Genomic DNA, 21660 nt, shown 5'->3' with positions numbered 1-21660 from the left:
AAACATCTGGACTGAAAACGGTGAGAGTAAATAAAAACTTTTTGGCTGGAATTTTGTGAGTCCTTCAAAAATGGTGGAAGTAGGGGAAATCTCGAATCCTCAGGAGCTCTCGCCCCTCTGTGTGTAGGGCATGAATTCTACGGTGCCTCTCTGCTTCATTGGCTGCTTGTAAAGCTCCATGAGGGCGTAAACCTCCTCGGGAACGTCCGTTTCAACGTGAAGCCCAAGCTCCTTCGCGTGCTCGTAGGTAATTGGATAATCGTGAGTCCACCTGCCCTCGGTCAGCACTTGCGCAAGCTCCCTCGCCTTCTCCTCGCCGTAGCGGTCCTTCAGAAGGCTGTAGACGAAGTCGCGAACTTGGTTGATGGCCTTCTCAGCCACGTCCGCCAGGATAAGTGTTTGATCATCCACCTTGTCAACGCCCTTCTTTTCCACCGCCCTGACGATGCTTGGTCCAGGATACTGGCCGAGCTGCGGGTCAACCGGGCCGAGAACCGCGTGCGGGTCCATTATTATCTTGTCAGCAGCCAATGCGATGAGTGTTCCGCCGCTCATGGCGTAGTGGGGGACTATGACGCGAGTCTCAGCCGGGTGATCGTGGAGGGCCTTCGCTATCTGCGTTGCCGCGAGAACAAGCCCTCCAGGCGTGTGGATTATCAAATCAATCGGCTTGTCCTTTGGTGCCGAGCGGATGGCCCTGAGAACTTCCTCGCTGTCTTCAACGCTTATGAACTTGTAGAAGGGTATTCCGAAGAGTCCTATGCTCTCCTGCCTGTGAATCATTGTTATTACCGTTGATTTTCGCTTTTCCGAGAGTCTCCTGAGTAGCTTCGCCCTGGCCAGCTGCAGGCTCCTGTACTGCATTTGAGGCCACAGGAGAATGTACATGAAGAACAACCACCACAGCAGCGAACCGAAGAATCCGCTCGCCGCGTCCATCAATTACCACCTCCAAAAGCTTCAACGAGAACCCTGCCCGCCTCGGTGAGGCTCTTGCTTCCGAGGAAGCCGAGCTGGCGGAGCATCGTTAAGGCTTTCTTTATCTCGTCGTCACTGAGGCCGAGGTGCTTTCTGATGACGTCCACTTCCTCCATCTTGTAGTCCTTGACCTCGCCCTTCTCCTTCCAGATTCTATTGAAGGTCTCAAGCTCCTCGTAGACCACCTTGAGCACGTTGTAGAGGGTCGGCGTGACGCTGAACTTGACCTTGACTATCTCCTGGAGCTTGGCGTTCTCGAGGGCGGTCTTGACCTCCTCTCCTAGGGCGGTGAGTTTGACCATGCCGTTCTGGAGCTCGACGATAAAGCCCTTAGCTTCCGCCTCGCCGATTGCCCTTATTATCTCCTTCTCGTCCCCGCCGACGTAATCTCTCACTAGCTCCACCAGCTCATCCCTGTGGATGTACTTCTTCCTAGGGGTCTTGGCAAGTATCGCGGCGTCGTACTTGGTGAGGAATGGCTTCCTCTTGATGCTCCTGCTGAGCTTGAGGTAGAACCTGCCCTTGTCGGTGACTCCTGCCTTGACGAGTCCCTCCTTCTGGGCCTTGATGACCCACTCGGCTATGGGCACGTCACCGCTCTCGGCGGAGGTTATCGCCTTCATTCCATCCGGACTCACGGTTCCGAAGTTTATTGCTTCCCTACCCCACTCGGTGAGCCAGTAGGTGTCCTTGTTCTTGACGAGCCTCCTCTCTATGAGCTCCTTGCTCTCGAGGAGGTGCAGAATTGCTCCAAGGTCCTCAACCTCGACGCGCTTGGCGATTTCCTTCTCGGTGGGCAAGATGTCTGGGTTGGTCTCGTACTTCTCCTCGATTCCTCTGATGGCCTCGAGCACCGAAAGCTCATCGTCGAGCAGGTAAACCGGGAGAACCTTCTCCTCGACCCTGCCCATAGCCTCGTAGGTCTCCATCATGGCCTTTCCGAACTCCGTTGTGCCCTTCTCGTCGCTGAGCCCCATGCTTTCGAGCTCGGCGTTGCTCCTTCCGGCTTTTAAGGCCTCGAAGTCCTCCTTCCTGAGGACTATCGCGCGAGCAAATACTGGAATCATGCTGACTGCCTTGAGAGCGAGCTTTGCCGCCGGAGTGGTCGCGAAGGCCCTTCCCTTCTCGGTCGGCGGCGAGATGAGGAGAAGCCTCATAGCCTGCAGGGCGTTAACGATGTTGTCGCCGTAAAGGCGCGAGTTCTTGAATGTGACCAGCTCGTCGAGGGTTCCGAGCTTTGGCATTCCCCTAAGGAACGAGACTATCTCAGGGGTAAGGTAGACGACCGGGTGGGTCTCGCGGTAAAGCTGGAGGAGCGCCTTTCCGAACTCAGTGAGGCCGTTCTCATCGGCGAGCTTCCTCTCTCTCAGCTTCTCAAGCCAGCTCTTGGGAACCTTTCCGGTCTCCTCCAAGAGCTCGAGCATCTTGGTTATTTCCGTGTCGGCTATGACCTCGGGAAGTTCGTCTAGGTTCAGAGACTCGCTTATCTCGAGGAGCTTCCTCCCGGCCTCGGTGAGCTTAATCTTTCCGCCCCCAAGCTCAGCAAACCCGAGAATGTAGAGCTCGATTGCCCTTATCTGGAACTCCTCCGGGAGCTTGGCCTCGATCTCGGCCTGACTCTCGGTCTTTTTCATTTCCCTGAGTATCTCAAGGGGCCTCTTCTTAAGATACATTTCCATCACCTCTTCAGCTTGATCAAAAAGACTGCAGAGATTTTAGAAACTTAAAGTTTTTAAAAATTTCGGTAACTAAAAACGGGGAAGGTTTAAAAGGTGCCGGCACAAGGAGAGCACGGTGATGCGTATGAGAAACACGATGGTTTTAGTAAGGACCGACAACTTCCAGAAGGCCAGCATAGCCCTCGCCGACCTGGTGCGCTACGGCGGCATGGAGATACGCGGCGACCCAAGGATCATCCCTCCCGCCCTGTCCGACTGGGCCTTCGAGAAGATAAGCGGCGAGAAGCCGAAGAGGCGCTTCAGGGCGCACGTGATTGCCCAGATAAACCTTCCGCCGGCGAAGGCGATAGGAAGGCTCACGGACATTCACCCCCCGGCGCATATACTCGTGATACCCCCCGACAGCGAGGTCTGGGAGGAGCTGATTCGCCTCTGGGGCACCTTTGAGAAGCTCAAGGGATTCCACCCGCCGAAGAGAACCAAGGCAGAGGAACTCATGAAGAAGAGAGAAGAGGAAGAACTGGAAGAGCTCTGATTTACTTCTTCTTCCGCTTCTTGATCTTGATGTTGGCTATGTCACCGAGCGTTGGCTCGTAGTCCTTGGGAATCGAGGCCTTCTTCTCGATCTTGGTCTCGGCGCGCTCGATGAGGGTTATCTTGAAGTACTTCTCCAGCTTTCTTGCTTCCTTTATCGTCGGCTCGCGATAGCCGTGGGCTATGGCCCTCAGATCGTTCATCGAAAGACCTATCTCATGGGAAAGCTCCTCGTAGCTCTTCCCCGAGCGCTGTATCGCCCTGTAAACCCTCTCGGCGTAATCCTCAACTATCTCCTCGGTGTAGAGCGGCCTCTCGGTCCTGGGCTTGGATGATGGCCTCGGCCTGGCCGGCCGTGAATAGGTTCTCCTCGCCGGCTGCCTGCCGGTCGGCATGATGCTGAACGTTCCGGGCTTCTTTCCGCCGTACTTCTCGTAACAGCGGTTGCAAACGAGAACCTCCGCCCCCTCAAGCCTTATCTTGTGGCCTGGCCCCCTTATTGGAGCACCGCATATCTCGCAGTATCTAGGCTTGGCTTTCCCCATCTCAACCACCTTCTTGCCACACTTAAGGCTCGGAGTCAGGCTTTTTAAACCCCACGATGAGCTTATATTGATGAGCGGGGTAAAAATAGAGAGGCTCCAACGGCTCGACCAAGAAACGTTGGAGAGGCTCATTGAAATCTACATGCGAGGCTACGAGGGAATGCGCGAGTACGGCGGTGAAGGGGAGAGCTACGCGAAGCGCTACCTTAGATGGTGTTGGGACAAGGCGAAGGACGGCTTCTTCATCGCAAAGGTCGGCGATGAGATAGCGGGCTTCATAGTCTGCGACAACGACTGGTACAGCAAGTACGAGGGGAGAACGGTCGGGGCGATTCACGAGTTCGTGGTAGACAGGCGCTTCCAGGGACACGGCATAGGCCACGTGCTCATGGAGAAGTGCCTGGAGTACCTGGGGAAGCACAACGACAGGATAGAACTCTGGGTGGGCGAGAGGAACAAGAAGGCCATCAAGTTCTACGAGGACTACGGCTTCAGGCGCGTCGGTCAGAGCGGGATATGGGTGCGCATGGTGAAAGACATGCGAAGGGATGATAATAGAAAACCGCTGGGGGATAGTTGATGCCGTGCATAAAACCACCCCAGCCTGAGAGGGTGAAAGATTTGAAGGAAGAGAGCTTCATACGCGAAGGTAAGGGCAGGCTGAAGGTTGTTGTAGAGAGCGAGGGAGAGAGGATCGAAACTACCATTAACGGCTCCCTGAAGAGCGTTGACGAGATGGCCGAGATGCTGGGCGTCGAGGTTAGGGACGGAAGGATAGACGCCGTCGTTGACGGGGTGAAAGTCAGGGCCAAACGCGGAAGGCTGGAGATGGAGTTCGAGAACGGGGACAGGCTGAGGATAGAAAGGGCATGAGTCAGCCCGTCGAGATGAGGATTATCCCGACGCCCGTGAGGATCATGGCGTAGAGAAGTCTCCTGGTGAAGGGCTCCTTCAGGAAAAGCACGGCCAGGAGGGCAGCCAGAATCGGGCTGGACTCCGCCGCAGGGGTGGCTATGCTCGAACCGGCCTCTTTTATTGCCGTCGTGAAGAAGCAGTGACCAAGGAAGGTTCCCAGGAACGCGACGAGAAAGACCGTCGCCCAGTTCCTGGGCTTCATCCTCCTGACGTCCGGCAGTATCTTCGGCACGAAGATAACAGCACCGAGGGCGCCGAAGCTTATCCTGAGGCCGGCTATGACGAGGGGGTTGTTGCCCGTGACGAGCCAGTCGGTCATGACGATCGCGGCGGCCCAGAGAACCTGCGCGCCGGCGCTGAAGAGGACTCCCCTGGGGTCGAGCCTCCCCTCCCTCGATTCGCCCATGAGTATCGTCACCGCAAGGATTATCAGGAAAGCCCCCACACCGATCTGGATGGTCAGGGGCCTTCCAAGGAAGATGTGAGCCAGGAGCATCGTGAGTATAGGATAAGGCGTCACGAGGAGGGCCGCCCTGGAGACGCCAAGTATTTTGATGGACTCGAAAAAGAGCCAGTCCCCGAGTGTGAAGCCGATCAGGGCCGAGGAGATAAGGATCAAAAAGCCCGGGGTTCCGAGGGGAGGAATGCCGTAGATAGCCAGAACCACGAGGTACAGAAGGGCACCCATGAAGAGCCTCAGAACGTTGAGGGAGAGTGAACTGATGCCCCGCATGGAGACCCTGGCGAGCAGCGAGCCAACCGCCCACAGAAGGGCCGCGGAGAGTGCAAAGATCACGCCGAGGATGATGCTCATGGTGGGGGATGGGGCACCGGGGCTAATAAGGGTAGCGATTGAAAAAGACAGAAAAAAAGACCTCACTTCAGCGGAGGCCTGAACTTGTAGCCGTAGAGGATTATTCCGTCCTCCTCGAACTCCCTTATCTTCTTGGTGACGACCTCGACCTCCATGCCGAAGTCTATCTCCTCCGGGTCGACGTCCGTCAGCTGGGCAAGGACGACGGGCCCCTCTTCGAGCTCCACGAGCGCCAGCGGGAAGGGTTTGTAGTACTCGAAGCCGCTGGGCGGGTTCCTGACGATGGTCCAGCTGAGGACCCTGCCCTTGCCGCTCAGCTCGATTTCCTCGATCTTCCTCGAGCCGCAGACCGGACAGACCGACCTCTTCGGGAAGTGCACGTGACCGTTCTCGCACTTTCCACCTATGAGCATGTACTTCTCACGGAAGTGCCTCCAGTAGCGGGAAACCTGCATCGGGCGCGCCATTTCAGACCCTCCTAAAGACGTTAACGGTTATGTTCGAACCGGTTCCACCTATGTTCTGAGTCAGTCCGATTTCCGCGTCAGGCACCTGGCTCGGCGCCTCACCGCGGAGCTGGAGGACCGCCTCAACCGTCTGGTAAACTCCTGTGGCTCCGACCGGGTGACCGCGAGCCTTGAGACCTCCCATGGTCTGTATCGGGTAGTCCGCGTCAATCGCTATCTGTCCCTCCTTGGCCAGCTTCGCTCCCTCTCCCTTCTCGGCAACGCCGAGGGCCTCGAGGCTGAGTGCCGCCATGACGGTGAAGGCGTCGTGAACCTCGAAGAAGTCGATGTCCTTGGCCTCAACGCCGGCCATCTTGTAGGCCCTTTCGGCGGCGACTTTGGCGGCCTTCAAAACGAGAAGGTCCTCTCTGCTGGCGAGGGTTATGGTGTCTATGGCGCGCCCCATTCCGGCAACCTCGACCCACTTCTCCTTCGGAACGCCGAGTTCCTTGGCTTTCTCGGGCGTGGTGATTATCACCGATGCCGCACCGTCGCAGACCGGCGAGGCGTCGAAGAGCTTGAGCGGGTCGGCAACGTAGGGGCTCTTGAGAACGGTCTCAACCTTAATCGGGCGCTTGAACATGGCATAGGGGTTCTTGGCGCCGTTGGCGTGGGCGTTGACCGCGAAGAGTGCCAGGTCCTCCTCGGTGTACCCGTAGGCCTTCATGTAGTAGCGCATGATGAGTGCGTTCAAAGCTACGAAACTCGCCCCGTGGAACAGCTCCCACTCGGCATCGGCAGCGTAGGCAAGGTATCTGGTGGCGTCGCTCGGCCAGGCGTCGGTCATCTTCTCAACGCCGACGACGGCAACCACATCTTCGAGTCCGCTGAGAACGGCTTTGACTCCCTCCTGAACCGCGGCACCACCGCTGGCACAGGCGGCCTCGATTTTAACGGCTGGGATGTTTCCAAGTCCAGCCCAGTCGGCTATGAGCGCGCCGAGGTTCTCCTGCTCCACGAAGGGGCCAGAAACCATGTTTCCAACGTAGAGTGAATCGACCTTGTCTATTCCAGCGTCGTCCATAGCGTTGAGGAGCGCCTCGACTGCGAGATCCCTCAATCCGAGCTTCCAGTGCTCACCAACCGGGGTCATACCGGCACCGATTATGACTGCCTTCCTCATCTCAACCACCTCACAGGATGTACTTCCTCCTCGCCTTCGCGTAGAGAGCGTAGTCTATGTACTTCTTCCTGTTCACGTAGTCCATGGTCTTCGGAGCCAGCTCGCGCTTCTCCTCGATGACGTCCTGAACGACTATGCTGAAGGCGTCGCTTCCCGCACCGGAGCCAAAGCTGACCCACAGAATCCTGTCTCCGGGCTTGGCTATGTCGAGAACCGCTGAAACACCGACCATCGTTGCACCGCTGTAGGTGTTTCCGATGATTCCGGTGAGCAGGCCAGGAAGAACCTTCTCCTTCGGGATTCCTAGGATTTTAGCAACGGTGAGGGGGAACTTGACGTTCGGCTGGTGGAAGACGGCGTAGTCGAAGTCGTCCACAGTGAGGCCGAGCTCTTCCATGAGGGTTTGGGCGGCGTTGACTATGTGGTGGAAGTAGGCCGGCTCGCCGGTGAACCTGTTTCCGTGCCTCGGGTAGTGCTCGTGCTGGCGCCTCCAGAAGTCGGGCGTATCAGTAACGTAGGAGTAGCTGCCCTCAAAGTAGGCGACGGTCTCGCTGTTCTTCTCGCCGACTATGAAGGCCGCTCCACCGGCACCGGCGGTGAACTCAAGGTGGTCACCGGGCCTTCCCTGTGCGGTGTCGGCACCGATGGCCATGGCGTAGTCGGCCATCTCGGAACCGACGAAGCCTATTGCCGTCTGCAGTGCCTCGGTTCCGGCCTTACAGGCAAACTCGAAGTCAGCCGTGCTTACATCGGGTGTGGCGCCGATGGCCTCAGCTATGACCGTGCCAGTGGGCTTGACGGCGTAGGGCTTGCTCTCGCTTCCAAACCAGACGGCCCTGATGAGCGTCGGGTCTATCCGGGCCCTCCTGAGTGCGTTTCTCGCGGCCTCAATTCCTATCGTGAGCGCGTCCTCGTCGAGACCGGGAACGGCCTTCTCCTGTATCGGGAAGCTGGAAACTCCCCAGACCCTTCCTATCTCTTCGGCCTTGATTCTATACATCGGAACGTAGGCACCGTAGCCGACGATGCCGACTTCGCGCCTTGGCTTCAGGAGCTTTTTCATGGGGCATCACCTACAAAAGCTGAACGTAACTTCGGCTAAGGTTCATGAGCGAGTTATAAAAGTCTTTCGGTAAAAGTAAAAGGTTTTTTCGACGATTGGCGATAAAAAAGGACGGAAAACGAGGGAACACCTTTATGGTTTCCTCACAACGAACAGCGCGTGGTCCTTCTCGTAGGGTTCGAGCGAAAGCCTCTCAACGACCTCGAAGTAGCTCGCGAGCTCCTTCTCGACCTCCTTGAAGACCTGCTCCGGCTCCTTGGTGACATCAATGCTCCTGCTCTTGACGCTTATCATGCCGTAGCCGCCGCTTTTGAGGTAGATCTTGGCGTTGTCTATGAGTATCTTCGCCTGCGTCGGCTGGGCAACGTCCTCAAAGATGACGTCAACCTTCGGCACGAGCGCGCGGTAGCCCTCAGGCTTTGTCGCATCGCCGAGTATCGGCACGATGTTCCTGCGCTCGTCAACCAGCGGAACGAGCTCCCTCAGGACCCTAGGTGAGAACTCCACGCCAAAGACCTTCCCCTCCCAGCCGACGATGTCGCTGACGTGGGAAGCGGTCGTTCCGCTCGCGACTCCGAGGTAGAGAACCTTTGAGTCGGGCTTTATCGGGAAGTTCTCCAGGCCGTTGAGTATAGCGGCGGCGAGCTTTGAGCGCCTCGGGTTCCACACCCTGTACTCCTCGCCCTCGAATTTAATCAGCCTCTCGCCGTAGACCTTCTGGCCCGGAACGAGGTTCTTGGTGGCTATCTTCTCGCTACCGTCCTCATCCACGAAGACGTAAACGCCGGGGAACTTGTGCTTCTTAATCCTCATCTACCTCACCTCTTGCCCTTCTTCTTTTTCTTTCCGCCTTTCTCGCCCTTCTTACCCTTTCCTGCCTTTTCCTTCTTCTTTCCACCGAAGCCCTTGCCCCGCTTTTCTTTCCCCTTGAACTTCTTCTTTTTCTTCTTTTCAGGCTTGGCCTTCCTCTTGGGCGGGTTCGGATACTTCTGCTTTATCTCCTGGATGCGCTGCTCTATCTCCTGCTTCAGCTCCTCGGCTATGTATTCACCGGAGAAGTAGTCAACCCTGGCAGCTATGGCGAGCTTTCCGGCCAGAGCTCTCGCTATCTTACCCCTCTGCCACCACGGTGAGCGGTTTATGGCAGGATACTGGAAGATGACGCCGTGCTTGGGTGGCTTGGCACCGCTCCTCAGGTGCCTGAAGAGCGCCTTCTCGGCACCGAGAACCTGTATGGTCGATGCCGGCATCATGGCGAGCTCCTTCAAACCGCCGGCGAGGCTGAGCAGCCTGGCGCCGAGCTTGGCACCGACCAGAGCCTTCAGGTTTGGTGCGACCTCGTCCATGGCGGTCTCGAGGTAGTCCTCTATCTCCTCCCTCAGCTTGTAGAGGTCGCTTATCTCGCTCGCGAGCTTCATTATGATGTCAGCGTCGAACTTGCCGAGGGGAGCGCCCATCGAGGTTTCGGCCGCCTTCAGAATCTTCTCCACCTTGCCCTCGGGGAGGCCGAGGCTCTTGAGCTTCTCCTCGCTCACGTTCTCCCTCGGGCCAACGGTCTTGACAAAGGCAACGTACTGCTGGTGCTTGGGCAGTATCTCGTCGAGTTCAGGGAAGTGAAGGCTGTACCACTCCCTCAAGCGAGAAACGAGCAGGTTGATGACCTTGTCGATGTCGTCGAGGGACTCGATGGCCTGGATTATCATCTTGTCCCTTGCCCCGCTCTGCTCCTGTATGCGGAGCCTCGTCAGGGCAACGCCAACTCCAAAGTACTCGTCGAACCAGTTCTCGCCGAGGAACTCCTCAGGGCTTGAGCGGAGCTTTTCCCCTGCGATGTTCGGAAACTCCGCGGTGGCGTTGTAGCCGAGCTCCTTTAGGTTTCTGCTCAGCTCCGAGTCCTCGAGGACGAACTCGTCGTAGCCCCTCTCCTTAAGCTCGTCGAGGAAAGAAATCAGCTCGTCGCTTGGCTCGCCCTTCAGAAGCCTGTCGAGGCTCGCCTCCGGCCTTCCGGAGAAGACCCTCTGATCAATGAGATTACCGCTCTCGTCAAAGGCGTAGATGCCCCTGACGTTCTCAGCCACGTAAGCTTTCATCATCATCACCCTCTCAGTTTTTGTTTCTGAAGTATAAAAGGCATACCCCTTTTAAGCCCTATCGGTGGAACGAAGTGGAAGAAAAGGAGAAGAGCCTCAGTCCTCCCAGGGCTCGGTGTACTTGAGGGCCCAGCCGAACTCCTCCTTGAGTATGTCTATGGCCGCGCTCGGCGGGATTATCCCGCGCTCGGTTATGATGACGTCCACGTACTCCGGGGGAGTTACATCAAAGGCCGGGTTCCAGACCTCTATGTTCTTAGGCCAGGTCTTGAGCTCCTCCTCGGGAATGACCTCCGTCGGGTCGCGCATCTCTATCTCGACCAGCTGGCCGAGCATCGTCTCGGGGTGGAACTTGTAGGTTTCCGCTGCGATCATCGTCCATATCCGGTGCTCCTTGGCAGTGAGGGCTATCAGAGCCGTTCCAATCTTGTTTATGACCGCACCGTTGACCGTTATGCTGTCCGCACCCATGACCACCTTGTCCGTCATCTTCATGTAGTGCCTCGCGGCGCTGTCAACGACGTAGATGACCGGGATGCCGTAACTGGCCAGCTCCTTAGCGGTGAGCTTGCCCTGCCACTTGGGCCTCGTCTCGGTGACGATGACCTTTATGTCCTTGCCCTGCTCCCATGCGGTCTTCATGACGCTTATGGCAGCCTTGCTGTGACAGTGGGTCATTATGACGTCTCCATCCTCTATGCGCTTCGCCCCCATCTCGCCTATCCTGATTATCGCGTTCTCGGAGTTGTGGATGAACTCCTTGGCGGCGTTGATGACGACGAACTTGAGCTGGTCGAGGTCGGCGCCGCCCGCGTAGGCAACCTTCCCGCGGTGCATGACGTAACGGAGCGCGTTGGGGAGGGAAACCGCTGTGGGCCTTGTCTCGTACAGTATCTTGGCCGCCTTCTTCATCTCGTTCCAGAAATCGTCAACGTTCGTTGCTTTGCTCTTCTCAGCCTGAAGCTGGAGCGCATAGGCCGCGAAGCGGGCTATCTTGCCAGCCCCCCTAATCTCCATGTTCCTGATTTCGTCGGCAATCTCGAGCACTTCCTTCACTACCGTCATCTCCATCACCCCTCTTCGGTAAACCCAGGTTATGGCGGGAGGGTTTATAGGGGTTTTGTGTTCACCCGTGTTCCTTTCAGTCCGTTGATGTTCTTAAAAATACCCCCACAAAGCACTTTACAAACGTAAACGGCACTAACGACCATTGCAGAAAGATTTATAACCAATCGCCGCTACCCCTTAAGTGTATAGATTTGATGACGTGCTCAAAAGTGTGCATCTAATGGGGGGAACGGAAGTGGAGGAAAAACTTATGCGCAAGCTGAGTTCAGGGTCACTGGATTTTGAGGCGTACTTCTCGGACAAGGCTCAGGGTATGAAGGCCTCGGAGATTAGGGAACTCCTCAAGCTCGTTGAAGCTGGAGACGTCATCTCCCTTGCCGGCGGTCTTCCCGCTCCCGAAACCTTCCCTGTTGAGACCATAAAGGAGATAGCCGCCGAGGTTCTCACCCACCACGCCGACAAGGCCCTGCAGTACGGAACCACCAAGGGCTTCACGCCGCTCCGCCTCGCTCTGGCGGACTGGATGGAGAAGCGCTACGGCATCCCGACCAGCAAGGTCGAGATAATGATGGTCGCCGGTTCACAGCAGGCGCTCGACCTCATCGGAAGGGTCTTCATAAACCCCGGCGATATAGTCGTGGTCGAGGGGCCGACCTATCTCGCGGCACTCAACGCGTTCAAGTACTACGACCCCGAGTTCCTCAGCATCCCCATGGACGACAACGGTATGATGGTTGACCTCCTCGAGGAGAAGCTCAGGAAGCTCAACGCGGAGGGCAAGAAGATCAAGTTCGTCTACACCGTTTCAACCTTCCAGAACCCGATGGGCGTCACGATGAGCCTGGACAGGAGGAAGAGGCTCATAGAACTCGCCAGGGAATACGACTTCCTCATCGTCGAGGACAGCCCGTACAGCGAGCTCAGGTATTCGGGCGAGCCCATACCGCCCATAAAGCACTTCGACGACGAGGGCCGCGTCATGTACCTCGGAACCTTCTCGAAGATACTCTCCCCGGGAATGAGGCTCGGTTGGATAGCAGCTCACCCGCACTTCATCAGGAAGATAGAGATAGCCAAGCAGGCCGTTGACCTCTGCGCCAACACCCTCAGCCAGGTCATAGCCTGGAAGTACGTGGCGGACGGCCACCTCGACGAGCACATACCGAAGATAATAGAGTTCTACAAGCCGCGCAGGGACGCCATGCTGGAGGCCCTTGAGGAGTACATGCCCGAGGGCGTCAAGTGGACCAAGCCCGATGGAGGAATGTTCATCTGGGTCACCCTCCCAGAGGGCATTGACACCAAGGTGATGGCCGAGAAGGCCATAAGCAGGGGCGTTGCCTACGTGCCCGGCGAGGCATTCTTCGCCCACCGCGAGGTCAAGAACGCCATGCGTCTGAACTTCACCTACGTGCCCGAGGAGAAGATACGCGACGGCGTTAAGAGGCTCGCCGAGGTCATAGAGGAAGAGATGAAGGCCCTCAAGGGCTGACGTTCCTTCTTTTCTTCCCGCAAAGCTTTTTATTCTGACGTGAACACATCACTAGGTGGTGGTACTTATGAGGCCATTGATAGGCATAATAGGTCAGGTTGATCCATCCAAAAACAGGCTTTTTCTCGACCGCAGGCACGTTGAGAAGGTCACCGCTGCCGGGGGCATTCCGGCGGTTTTCAACATAAACTCCTCCCCCGAGGAGGTTCTTGAGCACGTGGACGGTGTGCTGCTCATCGAGGGCCCAGACGTCCATCCCCACTTCTACGGAGAGGACCCCTCGGGCGCGATAAAATACGTCGACGTTGACAGGGACGAGTTCGAGATACGGCTCGTGAAGAGGGCCGTGGAGATGGGCGTTCCGATACTTGGCATCTCCCGCGGAATGCACGTGATAAACGTGGCCCTCGGGGGAACGCTCTATCAGGACCTGAACGACATCCCAAAGGCCATAAAGCACGACTGGGACGTCGAGCTGATTGGACCGACCCAGAGGGTTCATGGCGTCAGGATAAAGACCAGCTCTACCCTCTACGAGATACTCAAGGACGAGCTGGACATAGAGGGAACCAACGAGGTTTACCTCCGGGTCAACAGCTTCCACCACCAGGCGGTTAAGAGGGTCGGTGAGGGAATAAAGCCAGTTGCCTACGCCGTGGACGGTCTGATAGAGGCCATCGAGGGAACCGATGGTTTCATAATTGGCCTGCAGTGGCAGCCGGAGTACCTACCCGAGATGGACAGGGTCTTCGAGGCCTTCGTCAAAGCCGCCGCCGAGTACCGCAGGGGCAAGCTTGAGATGGAGAAGATAGAGATAGAGGCCGAGCTCAGGGAGGAGCTCACAAGGGAACAAGATGAGAGCCATCACAGCTCGGAAACGACCGATAGCCCTCCCGACACGAACCAAACGTGATTCCTTTCCCCAAAACCTTCCTCTCCGCCTCCCTTAGGATTTCAAACCTCAGCTCGCGGGGCAGGTAGTGGTATCCCCCAATCCTCTCCCCCTTCTCGTAGAGGGGCCACAGCTTTTCCATTAGCCCCGGAAACTTGACGAACATCCTCCCCTTTGAATCGGGCCTCAGTTTGAGGGTCGAGACGGTTATGTGGCTCACGAAGCTCAGGGCATCGAGGATTTCATCGAAGTCCTCCCAGGTGTAGAAAGGTATTATCGGGTCGATGCGGGCGTAAACTGGAATACCTGCATCCTTTGCCCTCTCAAGCGCCCGGATTCTCGCCCTCGGGGAAGGGGCGTTCGGCTCCAGCAGCTTCGCCTTCTGTTCATCCACCGTGGTCACGGTTATCCCGACGGCGCACTTGAGATCGCTCAGAACGTCCAGGTCGCGCTCAAAGATGTCGGACTTCGTAAGGAGCAGGCAGCGGACGCCGTAGCGCCTGAAGAGCTTGAGAACGCTCCGGGTTATGCCCAGCTCACGTTCAATCGTTGGATACGGGTCGGAGGAGTAGGAGAGCGCTATTATGTGGCGCCGGTCAAAACGCCTCAGTTCGCGCTCCAGCTTCGGCAGGAGACCCTCTTTAGTCCGTACGCGGAAGGCGTTGGGGATGTAGCTCGTTATGTAGCAGTAGACGCACGCGTGGTCGCAACCGGTATAGACGTTGAGGGTGTACTTGAAGGGGCAGGTGCAGAGCTTAGCCTTCCACGGGTCGAAGGGCCGGATATACATATTCCTGCCTACGAAAAGTCCTTAAAAGGGATTGCGTCTACACGAATGGGTGAAAAAGGTGACAAATGAAGTTAGGGGACGGGTTAAGTGGGTCGAGAACATGCAGTTCGTGGGAAAGATGGACACCGACCAGTGCGCGATAATCCTTGGAGACGGCGGCATAAGTCCCATGAAGCTCCTTCTTCTGAGCGTTGCCGGCTGCACCGCCTACGACGTGGTTATGATCCTCCAGAAGATGCGCGAGCCCATTGAAGGACTGGAGGTCGAGATTTCGGGCGAGAGGCGTGATGAGCACCCGAAGATATACGACAGGGTGCACCTCCACTACAGGATATATGGGGACGTGAGGGAGGAGAAGGCCAGGCGCGCCATAGAGCTGAGCCAGGACAAGTACTGCTCGGCATCCGCCCACGTGAAGCTCAGCGGCGCTGAAGTTACGTATTCCTTCGAGATAATCAGGGGTTAGGTTTTTAACCTCCTCTTCTTCCCGCCTTCGGGTGGTGACGTGATAGAGCTGGTCAAGCACTTCGTGATACTCTACGGTGGGCTGTTCGCGATAACGAACCCGGTTGGAGCCGTTCCGGTGTTCCTTGGAGTCACTCACGACCTTTCCAGGAGGGAAAGGCGGGAGATAGCCAGAAAGACCGCGATAACTGTGGTCGTTACACTCGTAACCTTCGCCCTCATAGGGGAGTGGATATTCAAGTTCTTCGGCTCCAGCACGGACGCCTTCGCGATAGCCGGTGGGATACTGCTCTTCAAGATGGCTATGGAGATGCTCTCGGGGAAGCTTTCCTCGGTCAAGATAAGCAGGGAAGAAACCGAGGAGTTCAGCGAGGAAGTCGTCACCCTCGAGGAGGTCGCGGTGATCCCCCTGGCGATCCCGTTGATTTCCGGCCCCGGCGCGATAACGACGGTGATGCTCTACATGGCTAAGAGCACGTCCATACCTGAGAAAGGGGCGGTCATAGCAAGCATAGCTGCGATAGCCGTAACGGTCTGGCTCATCCTCTGCTCGTCCAACGGGATACAGAGGAGGCTCGGCAGGGTGGGAATAAAGGTCATGACGAGGATGATGGGCCTGATACTCACGTCCATGGCGGTGCAGATGATAATCAACGGCATCAAGGGGGCGTTTGGAATTTAGGCCCTTAAATCTCGTTCTTCGTCATTTTTAACAACTCGAAAAAGTTAAATATCATAAGCGTTCTATATGTAACGGATTCGGAAAAGTAAAAACACGCACTGTTCGTTATCTGTACTCGGGGGTCACCCATGGGGAAGGGAGCAACCGGTCTGGTGCTCGCGCTGGCCATTATATTCCTCGTGCTTTTTGGGGCGGTTATTTTAAAGAGAGGGGAAGAGAGCCCAAAAACCTGCACTTTCTCCTCGGATTTTCCCCTCGTTCAGTCGCCACACGTCATAAACGTAGCGTACTACCCCGAGAACGGCTCCAAGGTAAGCTTCAGTGAAGGCTTCGGAGCCTGGCCGATTAGTGGGGGAAGCGGGTATTCCATAATAGACGAATGGGCCACAGAGCTCGGCATAACTCCACCCTGCCACATCCAGCGCGGAGAGGTCAGGGTCAAGATAGAGAAAGGTGCCAAGGCCTCCCACAGCGTTCACCTCTGCCATCACAATCCGAATCCGACGGATCCACTCTGGGAGAAGTGCCTCAAAGAATACACTCTCAGGACGGAGCTAATGATTCCGTCAGGAGAAGTGAAGATTGCCACCTTCGTCGTTCCCATAGGCGGAGGAAGCTGGAAGAAGACCGACATGCCCTTCTGCGGGAAGGCCCTCAACCTAACATCCGCCGGGGCCTGCCCACCTGCGACTGCCTGGGTCAACGGGACCTGCAGTTGCACTCCGGAGGAAATTCTGAAGATCACGGTGAAGAGGTTAGAGTCAGCCGGCTTTAGTAAGCGCGAGGATGTGAAGGTCTTGGAAACGGAGGTACTGAAACCCATGTACTCGGCCCTCTTTGTTAAGGACGATGAGTACCTCTACGTGGAATTCGTGGAAGTCGAGGGCATGAATCTGATGAGAGTCCTCATGATAATGGGCGATGAAAAAACCGTCAGAGCCTACGCGGGGGCATTCAGTAGTGCCCCCTGAGCAATCACCCTTTTAAACTTCCCCACCAACTCTCTAATGGTGTTGAAGATGCGTGGAGACCTGATCCGTGTTCTGAGCACCGTGGAGGAGAAGGCCAACGAGCTGAAGCTCGACGGCTACGAACCCGACATAGTCCTCCTTGGAAAGGAGGCGTACGAGTTCATAAGGGCGCAGATAAACGAGGAGTTCGGCGACGAGGAGGAGGTTTTCGAGCTCTCCGGCCTAAAGATACGCATGCTCGACGAACTCGACGGTGACGCCGTCGTTGTGGACAGCAAGGCGCTGGGCCTCGGTCTGGGCGGGGCGAAGCGCTTCAAGGTCGTCCTATAACTCCCCAGACCCTTCCGTTTCTCAATTCTATCCTTAATCCCCTGAGGACGAGCAGGCTGAGCGAGACGGCCATGACGTCCGCCAGGCTGCCCGGGTTTCTCAGGTCGCCCCTCTCGCGCATGAAGGCATCGAACTCCTCAACGCCGAGCTCTCCGGCGAGAACCTTCCCGGCGTTCTCTCGAACGAGCTTCGCCTCCTCCAGGCCTGCCTTTCTGACTATCAGCGTGTCGAGGTTTGTTGCGAGCAGCTCAACGAAGGCCCTCACGACGGCGTCCTCCAGCGGGAGCTCCTTTATCAGCTCGTAGAGCCTTCCGAAGGTGGAGTAGCTCAGCTCGTATTCCTTGAGCCACTCGCAGAATATCAGCTCTCGTTTACAGCTTATCTCGGCGAGCCTGGCGAGGTTAATCCCGTCCTGGAAAAGCTCCCTGAAGGAATCGTCGGAGTAGACGTCGTACTTGACGCCGCTGGGGATTCCCTTGGGGTTGGCTATTCTTATCGCCCGGTAGAGCTCCATCGTGTCCCTGACCGTTGATTCCTCTATCAGCAGCCTCGCCTTTTTCCTCGCATCGAGCATGTTCCTCCCAATCGTCATTCCCATTATGAGGGGAAGCGAGAGGGCCACAACGCCAAAGTTGGGGTTGGCGTCCTGGGCCTCGCGCGATGCCTGGAGGGCGCGTTTTATCAGCTCGCCGAGTCCCGCTTCCCGGGGCTCGAGGATGCCCTTCCGCAGAAGCTCCGCCGTCTTCACGGCCTCGTAGTAAACCCCCGTAACGGCCGTGTCGGCGAAGAGGAAGTGGTAGAAGGTGAGGTCGTCGAAATCCCTGAGCCTGCTCACGTTGCCCGGCTTTGGAACCGCTGCCTCGAGGAGCGGACCGAGGGTGAAGGCGCGGACTATTCTCCACCTCTCCATTCAGACCACCAGATAGAGGAGCAGGTAGATTAAGTAAGCGATTAGGACGAGCTTCCTCGCCGTTCTCCGGGTCAGGAAGTACAGGCCTATCGCGATGAGGGTGACCCCTCCGAACGCCTCCTTGATGTAGGGGGCGTAGGGCTGGAGCCAGCCGAGGAACGCGGGGTCGAACTCCCTGAGGAGGACGAGCAGACCTATGAAAACGAGTATTATCCCGAGGGTTCTCATCTCAATCACCTTTCACCAGCAGTATTATGCCTATCATGAGGAAGACGACCGCCAGGGCGGTTTTGGGGTCAACGACGGGCATCACCAGCGGAAAGAACGGGCCGGCCAGTAGAATCGCACCCAGGATTATGAGAACTATCGCGAGGGCCCTTGCATTCTCGCTTCCCGAGAAAACCTCCTCGAGCCTCTCCCCGGTCTCGTCCACGAGCTCGGTGATTTTATCCCCAAGGGGCTTTTCTTCCCCCTCCTCCCCCTCTTCGGGTATTATCAGGGCCACTATGAAGTAGAGCAGTCCCATAGCCACAGGGTTGAAGACGAAGAGCACCGCGAAGATGATCCTGACCAGCGTTGGGTCAACGTCCAGATGCTCCGCTATGCCGCCAAGAACCCCCAGGAGGATTCTGTCCTTCCGCGAGCGTGTGAGCTTCCTCGCCATGGTTTCCACCAGAGATAAGAAAATCCGGAGGCTTAAAAAGTCATCCCCCCACAGTGATGTCGCCAACCACGTCATTAACGGTGATTACGACGGTGCCGTTCTTCCCGTTGGCCGTGTTGGTCACATCCCCCACGATGTCCTTGACGGTGAGCGCCGCCCCAAAGCCCCGGGGAACGGTTATGGTCACGTCGCCAACCACGTCGCTTATCGTCGCCCTCTCTGCGACGTTGAGGGCGACACCGCCCACGATGTCAGAGAGGTCGTAATCGTTCCAGGAGGCTCCCCGCACCTGTCCCACAACGTCAGTAATGTCGATTCCAGCCGAGTCCGCGGCCACCAGAACGTCCCCAACAACATCGTGGACGTTCAGGCCCAGCAGCCCCCCCGGAACCTCAATTATAACGGTGCCGTTCCTGTAATCGTTGCAGACGTTCCTGTGGCTGATGCCGACCTTCTTCGTGGGGCAGTAGACGGTAAGAACCCCGTTCTCCAGGCTGACGTTTATCGGCAGGTTGCTCCTGACCACGATCTCGCTCACGTTGGCGCCGACGACCGAGACGTCGCCGACCACGGCCGTTACCTCCAGAACGGAGGCGTTGAATTCGCCGATCTCAACGACCTTCCCCGCCACTTTCTTCGGGGTTATCCCGTTTATGTGTATGTCCCCCCTGATGGCTAGGACTGTGAGAACCGCACCGATCAGAAGGACCGCGAGGGCCACGCCGAGCACTGCCCCCAGGACACCACCTCTTCGCCTCATGCACCACACCGATGAAAATATCCTAATTTTCCGTATAAAGTTTACGCCCGGCAAGAGTTACAAAGAAAAGTTGAAGGTCAGCGGAGGAGCTTGACGAACTCCCTCATCCAGGCGTATAAGTCGCCGGGATGCCTCGAGCTGACCCAGTTGCCGTCAACCACGACCTCTGAGTCTATCCACTCCGCCCCTGCGTTCCTCACGTCGTCCCTGATTGTTATCGTGCTCGTTCCCTTTCTGCCCCTCAGAACGCCGGCCGAGATGAGTATCTGGGGACCGTGGCAGATGCTCGCTACCGGCTTTCCAGCCTGGAACATCCTCCTGGTTATCTCAACGGCCTTCTCGTTGAGCCTGACTATCTCGGGCGCCTTTCCCCCGGGCAGAACCAGGGCGTCGAACTCGTCCGGATCAGCCTCGTCAAAGGTCAGGTCAACGTTCACGGAATAACCGTGCTTTCCGGTTATCTTTCCCCTCTCGAAGCTCGCCACGTAGACCTCGTGGTTCTCCTCTTTAAGCCTGTGGAGCGGGTATATAAGCTCCAGGTCCTCGAAGCCGTCGGCACTCAGAAACAGCACCCTCATTCAGAACACCCCCCATCCAAACGCTTGGAGAGAAATAGAAAGGGACATTTATAATCCTTTCTGGGCAGAAATGGTCAGAGCGGAAGCTCCGTGGTCTCCTTGTGAACCTTGAGGACGACCATCGTATGGGTAGCCACGACACCGTCAATCTCGCCGATGGTGTCCAAGAACTCGTTGAGCTCCTCGCTCCCGCGGGTTCTTATCTTGACGAGCATGTCGTAATCGCCGGTGGTCTCGAATATCTCAACGATCTCGGGGTACTTCTTAAGCTCACTCGCGACGTACGAGTACTTGCCGGCCTTGGCCTTTATCAGTATGAACGCCAGAATCTTGAAGCCGAGGGACCCGGGATCCAGTATGACGGTGAACTTCTTTATTATCCCCCGCTCCTTAAGCTTTTTAATCCTCTCGTAAACGGTCGATTCGGCGAGATTGACCTCTTTCGAGATCTCCCTCAGGGGCGTTCTGCTGTTCTTTTGGAGGATGGCGAGAATCTTTCTGTCTATGTCGTCCAAACCCGTTCGCATGAGCATCACCGCCTGTAAAAAATTTTCGGAAGATTTTATAAACTTGCCGATTTCAGAACCACAGCGTTTATAAAACGCCGCTCGCCTCTTACTTCAGAGCTTCTGGGAGGGTCAGCGATGCCAACCAACGTAACAGCGGAATACCTAGCGGCGGAGGAAGAGTACAGAAACGCCAAGACTATTCCAGAGAAGATTCGGGCCCTCGAAAAGATGTACGCCACCGTCCCGAAGCACAAGGGGACGGAAAAGCTCAGGCTGCAGATAAAGCGAAAGCTCGCCGAGCTGAGGAAGGAGCTGGAGAAGCAGCGCCAGATGAAGAAGGGCGGCGGCGGGCCGTCGATGTCTGTGAGGAAGGAGGGCGCGGCACAGATCGTTCTCGCAGGTCTTCCCAACGTCGGAAAGAGCTCACTCATGAAGGCCCTTACCAACGTGGATATAGATGTTGCCGATTACGCTTTCACAACTGTGGAACCGATCCCAGGCATGATGCACCACAAAGACGTCCAGATTCAGCTCGTTGAGGTTCCGGGCCTCGTTGAAGGTGCCGCCCTTGGAAAGGGAATGGGACCCCAGCTCCTCAGCGTCGTGAGAAACGCCGATGCGATAGCCATCGTGGTTGACCTCTCCCAGGACCCGGTGAAGCAGATGGAAACCCTCCTCAAGGAGTTTGAGAGGGCCGGAATAAAGCTGAACAAGCGCCGTCCGCGGGTCGAGATAAAGAGGACAGCGATGGGCGGAATCGTCATCAACGGCCAGGAGAACATCAAGGGAGACATCAGCGAGGTCATGAAGATGCTCAGGGAAGAGCGCATTCACTCGGCCGAGATAACCGTCAAGGAACCGGTAACGCTGGAGGAGTTCGCAGATGCCCTGGATGAGAGCCTCGTCTGGAGGAGGGCGATAATCATAGCCAACAAGGGCGATGCCCCCGGAAGCAAGGAGAACTACGAGAAACTCGTTGAAGCCTACGGCGACAGGTTCAAGATAATCCCCGTCTCGGCGAAGAGGAAGATACAGTTGGACCGGCTCAAGGACGAACTCTACGATCTGGCCGGAATCATCCGCGTCTTCACCAAGAGTCCCGGCGAGGACCCGGCTTACCCGCCCGTGCCGCTGAAGAGGGGCTCGACCGTTATGGATTTAGCCGAGAGGATTCACAAGGACTTCGCCAAGAACTTCCGCTATGCTAGAGTCTGGGGCAAGAGCGTGAAGTTCCCTGGCCAGCGCGTTGGGGCCGACCACGTCCTCGAGGACGGGGACATAGTGGAGATTCACGCGAGGTGA

At 56.8% G+C, this 21660-nt stretch carries 27 protein-coding genes; 10 read left to right on the top strand and 17 right to left on the bottom strand.

Going from position 1 to position 21660, the window contains the following annotated elements; all coding sequences use genetic code 11:
• Positions 1–99: 99 nt before the first annotated feature.
• Complete coding sequence (locus tag CDI07_RS08365) at positions 100–939, bottom strand: ATP-dependent Clp protease proteolytic subunit (protein ID WP_088181185.1); 840 nt, start codon at positions 937–939, stop codon at positions 100–102.
• The gene (locus tag CDI07_RS08360) at positions 939–2657 is read right to left on the bottom strand and encodes a DUF505 family protein (protein WP_226996563.1); all 1719 of its coding nucleotides are present in this window, start codon (positions 2655–2657) and stop codon (positions 939–941) included. Before CDI07_RS08360 ends, CDI07_RS08365 begins: the two co-directional genes overlap by 1 nt.
• 124 nt (positions 2658–2781) lie before the next feature.
• Between CDI07_RS08360 and CDI07_RS08355 the strand changes: the two genes are divergently transcribed.
• On the top strand, positions 2782–3192 hold the full coding sequence (locus CDI07_RS08355) for a DUF356 domain-containing protein (RefSeq protein WP_088181183.1): 411 nt from the start codon (positions 2782–2784) through the stop codon (positions 3190–3192).
• A 1-nt stretch (position 3193) separates the two neighbouring features.
• On the opposite strand, the gene CDI07_RS08350 is transcribed toward CDI07_RS08355, so the two are convergent.
• On the bottom strand, positions 3194–3736 hold the full coding sequence (locus CDI07_RS08350) for a multiprotein bridging factor aMBF1 (protein WP_088181182.1): 543 nt from the start codon (positions 3734–3736) through the stop codon (positions 3194–3196).
• A gap of 70 nt (positions 3737–3806) precedes the next feature.
• Between CDI07_RS08350 and CDI07_RS08345 the strand changes: the two genes are divergently transcribed.
• Together CDI07_RS08345 and CDI07_RS08340 are read left to right on the top strand one after the other, a co-directional pair.
• Positions 3807–4316: a GNAT family N-acetyltransferase gene (locus CDI07_RS08345; RefSeq protein WP_088181181.1), complete on the top strand. Its 510-nt coding sequence runs from the start codon at positions 3807–3809 to the stop codon at positions 4314–4316.
• Positions 4317–4348: 32 nt separating this feature from the next.
• The gene (locus CDI07_RS08340) at positions 4349–4609 is read left to right on the top strand and encodes a hypothetical protein (protein ID WP_343232476.1); all 261 of its coding nucleotides are present in this window, start codon (positions 4349–4351) and stop codon (positions 4607–4609) included.
• A 1-nt stretch (position 4610) separates the two neighbouring features.
• Here the strand turns inward: CDI07_RS08340 and CDI07_RS08335 are convergent, their stop codons facing one another.
• From CDI07_RS08335 to CDI07_RS08305, 7 genes are all read right to left on the bottom strand, one after another.
• Positions 4611–5465 (bottom strand): DMT family transporter, encoded by an 855-nt coding sequence (locus CDI07_RS08335; RefSeq protein WP_088181179.1) that lies wholly within the window; start codon positions 5463–5465, stop codon positions 4611–4613.
• 62 nt (positions 5466–5527) lie between these two features.
• On the bottom strand, positions 5528–5932 hold the full coding sequence (locus tag CDI07_RS08330) for a Zn-ribbon domain-containing OB-fold protein (protein ID WP_088181178.1): 405 nt from the start codon (positions 5930–5932) through the stop codon (positions 5528–5530).
• A 1-nt stretch (position 5933) separates the two neighbouring features.
• Positions 5934–7094: a thiolase domain-containing protein gene (locus CDI07_RS08325; protein ID WP_088181177.1), complete on the bottom strand. Its 1161-nt coding sequence runs from the start codon at positions 7092–7094 to the stop codon at positions 5934–5936.
• Between the two features lie 10 nt (positions 7095–7104).
• Positions 7105–8157: a hydroxymethylglutaryl-CoA synthase gene (locus tag CDI07_RS08320; RefSeq protein ID WP_088181176.1), complete on the bottom strand. Its 1053-nt coding sequence runs from the start codon at positions 8155–8157 to the stop codon at positions 7105–7107.
• Positions 8158–8289: 132 nt separating this feature from the next.
• Positions 8290–8970, bottom strand: coding sequence for a fibrillarin-like rRNA/tRNA 2'-O-methyltransferase (locus CDI07_RS08315; protein WP_088181175.1), 681 nt, complete (start codon positions 8968–8970; stop codon positions 8290–8292).
• A 5-nt stretch (positions 8971–8975) separates the two neighbouring features.
• Positions 8976–10247 carry a C/D box methylation guide ribonucleoprotein complex aNOP56 subunit gene (locus CDI07_RS08310; RefSeq protein ID WP_088181174.1) on the bottom strand — a complete coding sequence of 424 codons (1272 nt, stop codon included), beginning with the start codon at positions 10245–10247 and terminating at the stop codon, positions 8976–8978.
• A 96-nt stretch (positions 10248–10343) separates the two neighbouring features.
• Entirely contained in the window at positions 10344–11312 is a 969-nt protein-coding gene (locus tag CDI07_RS08305; RefSeq protein ID WP_088181173.1) for a ribose 1,5-bisphosphate isomerase, read from the bottom strand.
• A gap of 238 nt (positions 11313–11550) precedes the next feature.
• On the opposite strand from CDI07_RS08305, the gene CDI07_RS08300 reads away from it, so the two are divergent.
• Both CDI07_RS08300 and CDI07_RS08295 read left to right on the top strand, forming a co-directional pair.
• Positions 11551–12807, top strand: a complete 1257-nt coding sequence (locus CDI07_RS08300) for a PLP-dependent aminotransferase family protein (protein WP_088181572.1) — start codon at positions 11551–11553, stop codon at positions 12805–12807.
• A 67-nt stretch (positions 12808–12874) separates the two neighbouring features.
• A complete protein-coding gene (locus CDI07_RS08295; protein ID WP_088181172.1) occupies positions 12875–13720 on the top strand; it encodes a gamma-glutamyl-gamma-aminobutyrate hydrolase family protein in 846 nt (281 codons plus the stop codon).
• Here CDI07_RS08295 and CDI07_RS08290 read toward each other — a convergent pair.
• Complete coding sequence (locus CDI07_RS08290) at positions 13647–14489, bottom strand: radical SAM protein (RefSeq protein WP_088181171.1); 843 nt, start codon at positions 14487–14489, stop codon at positions 13647–13649. The two genes, CDI07_RS08295 and CDI07_RS08290, sit on opposite strands and share 74 nt — an antisense overlap.
• Before the next feature lie 58 nt (positions 14490–14547).
• Here CDI07_RS08290 and CDI07_RS08285 point away from each other — a divergent pair, with 58 nt between their 5' ends.
• The 4 genes from CDI07_RS08285 to CDI07_RS08270 all read left to right on the top strand — a co-directional run bounded on the left by CDI07_RS08285 (position 14548) and on the right by CDI07_RS08270 (position 16937).
• Positions 14548–14955 carry an OsmC family protein gene (locus tag CDI07_RS08285; RefSeq protein ID WP_088181170.1) on the top strand — a complete coding sequence of 136 codons (408 nt, stop codon included), beginning with the start codon at positions 14548–14550 and terminating at the stop codon, positions 14953–14955.
• A gap of 39 nt (positions 14956–14994) precedes the next feature.
• A complete protein-coding gene (gene snatA / locus CDI07_RS08280; RefSeq protein ID WP_088181169.1) occupies positions 14995–15636 on the top strand; it encodes a neutral amino acid NAAT transporter SnatA in 642 nt (213 codons plus the stop codon).
• Between the two features lie 128 nt (positions 15637–15764).
• Entirely contained in the window at positions 15765–16607 is an 843-nt protein-coding gene (locus tag CDI07_RS08275; RefSeq protein WP_088181168.1) for a hypothetical protein, read from the top strand.
• Between the two features lie 48 nt (positions 16608–16655).
• Positions 16656–16937: a family 4A encapsulin nanocompartment shell protein gene (locus CDI07_RS08270; RefSeq protein WP_088181167.1), complete on the top strand. Its 282-nt coding sequence runs from the start codon at positions 16656–16658 to the stop codon at positions 16935–16937.
• On the opposite strand, the gene CDI07_RS08265 is transcribed toward CDI07_RS08270, so the two are convergent.
• The 6 genes from CDI07_RS08265 to CDI07_RS08240 all read right to left on the bottom strand — a co-directional run bounded on the left by CDI07_RS08265 (position 16921) and on the right by CDI07_RS08240 (position 20376).
• The gene (locus CDI07_RS08265) at positions 16921–17847 is read right to left on the bottom strand and encodes a triphosphoribosyl-dephospho-CoA synthase (protein WP_088181166.1); all 927 of its coding nucleotides are present in this window, start codon (positions 17845–17847) and stop codon (positions 16921–16923) included. The two genes, CDI07_RS08270 and CDI07_RS08265, sit on opposite strands and share 17 nt — an antisense overlap.
• Positions 17848–18075, bottom strand: coding sequence for a hypothetical protein (locus CDI07_RS08260; RefSeq protein WP_088181165.1), 228 nt, complete (start codon positions 18073–18075; stop codon positions 17848–17850).
• 1 nt (position 18076) lies between these two features.
• Positions 18077–18511 (bottom strand): PspC domain-containing protein, encoded by a 435-nt coding sequence (locus tag CDI07_RS08255; protein ID WP_088181164.1) that lies wholly within the window; start codon positions 18509–18511, stop codon positions 18077–18079.
• 40 nt (positions 18512–18551) lie between these two features.
• Entirely contained in the window at positions 18552–19271 is a 720-nt protein-coding gene (locus tag CDI07_RS08250) for a hypothetical protein (protein WP_088181163.1), read from the bottom strand.
• A gap of 77 nt (positions 19272–19348) precedes the next feature.
• Positions 19349–19849 (bottom strand): deglycase PfpI, encoded by a 501-nt coding sequence (gene pfpI / locus CDI07_RS08245; RefSeq protein WP_088181162.1) that lies wholly within the window; start codon positions 19847–19849, stop codon positions 19349–19351.
• 74 nt (positions 19850–19923) lie between these two features.
• Positions 19924–20376 (bottom strand): Lrp/AsnC family transcriptional regulator, encoded by a 453-nt coding sequence (locus CDI07_RS08240; protein WP_088181161.1) that lies wholly within the window; start codon positions 20374–20376, stop codon positions 19924–19926.
• Positions 20377–20493: 117 nt separating this feature from the next.
• On the opposite strand from CDI07_RS08240, the gene CDI07_RS08235 reads away from it, so the two are divergent.
• Entirely contained in the window at positions 20494–21660 is a 1167-nt protein-coding gene (locus CDI07_RS08235; protein ID WP_088181160.1) for a GTP-binding protein, read from the top strand.

The organism is Thermococcus sp. 5-4 (assembly GCF_002197185.1).
In the GTDB taxonomy this organism is placed as follows: domain Archaea; phylum Methanobacteriota_B; class Thermococci; order Thermococcales; family Thermococcaceae; genus Thermococcus; species Thermococcus radiotolerans.
This window is presented reverse-complemented; position numbering and strand designations above follow the sequence as displayed.

Excerpts from the sequence above, each read along its gene's own strand:
- CDI07_RS08270 (WP_088181167.1), top strand. The coding sequence starts at position 16,656 with ATGCGTGGAGACCTGATCCGTGTTCTGAGCACCGTGGAGGAGAAGGCC.
- CDI07_RS08290 (WP_088181171.1), bottom strand. The coding sequence starts at position 14,489 with ATGTATATCCGGCCCTTCGACCCGTGGAAGGCTAAGCTCTGCACCTGC.
- CDI07_RS08350 (WP_088181182.1), bottom strand. The coding sequence starts at position 3,736 with ATGGGGAAAGCCAAGCCTAGATACTGCGAGATATGCGGTGCTCCAATA.
- CDI07_RS08295 (WP_088181172.1), top strand. The coding sequence starts at position 12,875 with ATGAGGCCATTGATAGGCATAATAGGTCAGGTTGATCCATCCAAAAAC.
- CDI07_RS08365 (WP_088181185.1), bottom strand. The coding sequence starts at position 939 with ATGGACGCGGCGAGCGGATTCTTCGGTTCGCTGCTGTGGTGGTTGTTC.
- CDI07_RS08320 (WP_088181176.1), bottom strand. The coding sequence starts at position 8,157 with ATGAAAAAGCTCCTGAAGCCAAGGCGCGAAGTCGGCATCGTCGGCTAC.
- CDI07_RS08355 (WP_088181183.1), top strand. The coding sequence starts at position 2,782 with ATGAGAAACACGATGGTTTTAGTAAGGACCGACAACTTCCAGAAGGCC.
- CDI07_RS08315 (WP_088181175.1), bottom strand. The coding sequence starts at position 8,970 with ATGAGGATTAAGAAGCACAAGTTCCCCGGCGTTTACGTCTTCGTGGAT.
- CDI07_RS08335 (WP_088181179.1), bottom strand. The coding sequence starts at position 5,465 with ATGAGCATCATCCTCGGCGTGATCTTTGCACTCTCCGCGGCCCTTCTG.
- pfpI (WP_088181162.1), bottom strand. The coding sequence starts at position 19,849 with ATGAGGGTGCTGTTTCTGAGTGCCGACGGCTTCGAGGACCTGGAGCTT.
- CDI07_RS08325 (WP_088181177.1), bottom strand. The coding sequence starts at position 7,094 with ATGAGGAAGGCAGTCATAATCGGTGCCGGTATGACCCCGGTTGGTGAG.
- CDI07_RS08360 (WP_226996563.1), bottom strand. The coding sequence starts at position 2,657 with ATGGAAATGTATCTTAAGAAGAGGCCCCTTGAGATACTCAGGGAAATG.
- CDI07_RS08240 (WP_088181161.1), bottom strand. The coding sequence starts at position 20,376 with ATGCGAACGGGTTTGGACGACATAGACAGAAAGATTCTCGCCATCCTC.
- CDI07_RS08305 (WP_088181173.1), bottom strand. The coding sequence starts at position 11,312 with ATGACGGTAGTGAAGGAAGTGCTCGAGATTGCCGACGAAATCAGGAAC.
- CDI07_RS08260 (WP_088181165.1), bottom strand. The coding sequence starts at position 18,075 with ATGAGAACCCTCGGGATAATACTCGTTTTCATAGGTCTGCTCGTCCTC.
- CDI07_RS08235 (WP_088181160.1), top strand. The coding sequence starts at position 20,494 with ATGCCAACCAACGTAACAGCGGAATACCTAGCGGCGGAGGAAGAGTAC.
- CDI07_RS08310 (WP_088181174.1), bottom strand. The coding sequence starts at position 10,247 with ATGAAAGCTTACGTGGCTGAGAACGTCAGGGGCATCTACGCCTTTGAC.
- CDI07_RS08265 (WP_088181166.1), bottom strand. The coding sequence starts at position 17,847 with ATGGAGAGGTGGAGAATAGTCCGCGCCTTCACCCTCGGTCCGCTCCTC.
- CDI07_RS08275 (WP_088181168.1), top strand. The coding sequence starts at position 15,765 with ATGGGGAAGGGAGCAACCGGTCTGGTGCTCGCGCTGGCCATTATATTC.
- CDI07_RS08255 (WP_088181164.1), bottom strand. The coding sequence starts at position 18,511 with ATGGCGAGGAAGCTCACACGCTCGCGGAAGGACAGAATCCTCCTGGGG.
- CDI07_RS08250 (WP_088181163.1), bottom strand. The coding sequence starts at position 19,271 with ATGAGGCGAAGAGGTGGTGTCCTGGGGGCAGTGCTCGGCGTGGCCCTC.
- CDI07_RS08330 (WP_088181178.1), bottom strand. The coding sequence starts at position 5,932 with ATGGCGCGCCCGATGCAGGTTTCCCGCTACTGGAGGCACTTCCGTGAG.
- CDI07_RS08345 (WP_088181181.1), top strand. The coding sequence starts at position 3,807 with ATGAGCGGGGTAAAAATAGAGAGGCTCCAACGGCTCGACCAAGAAACG.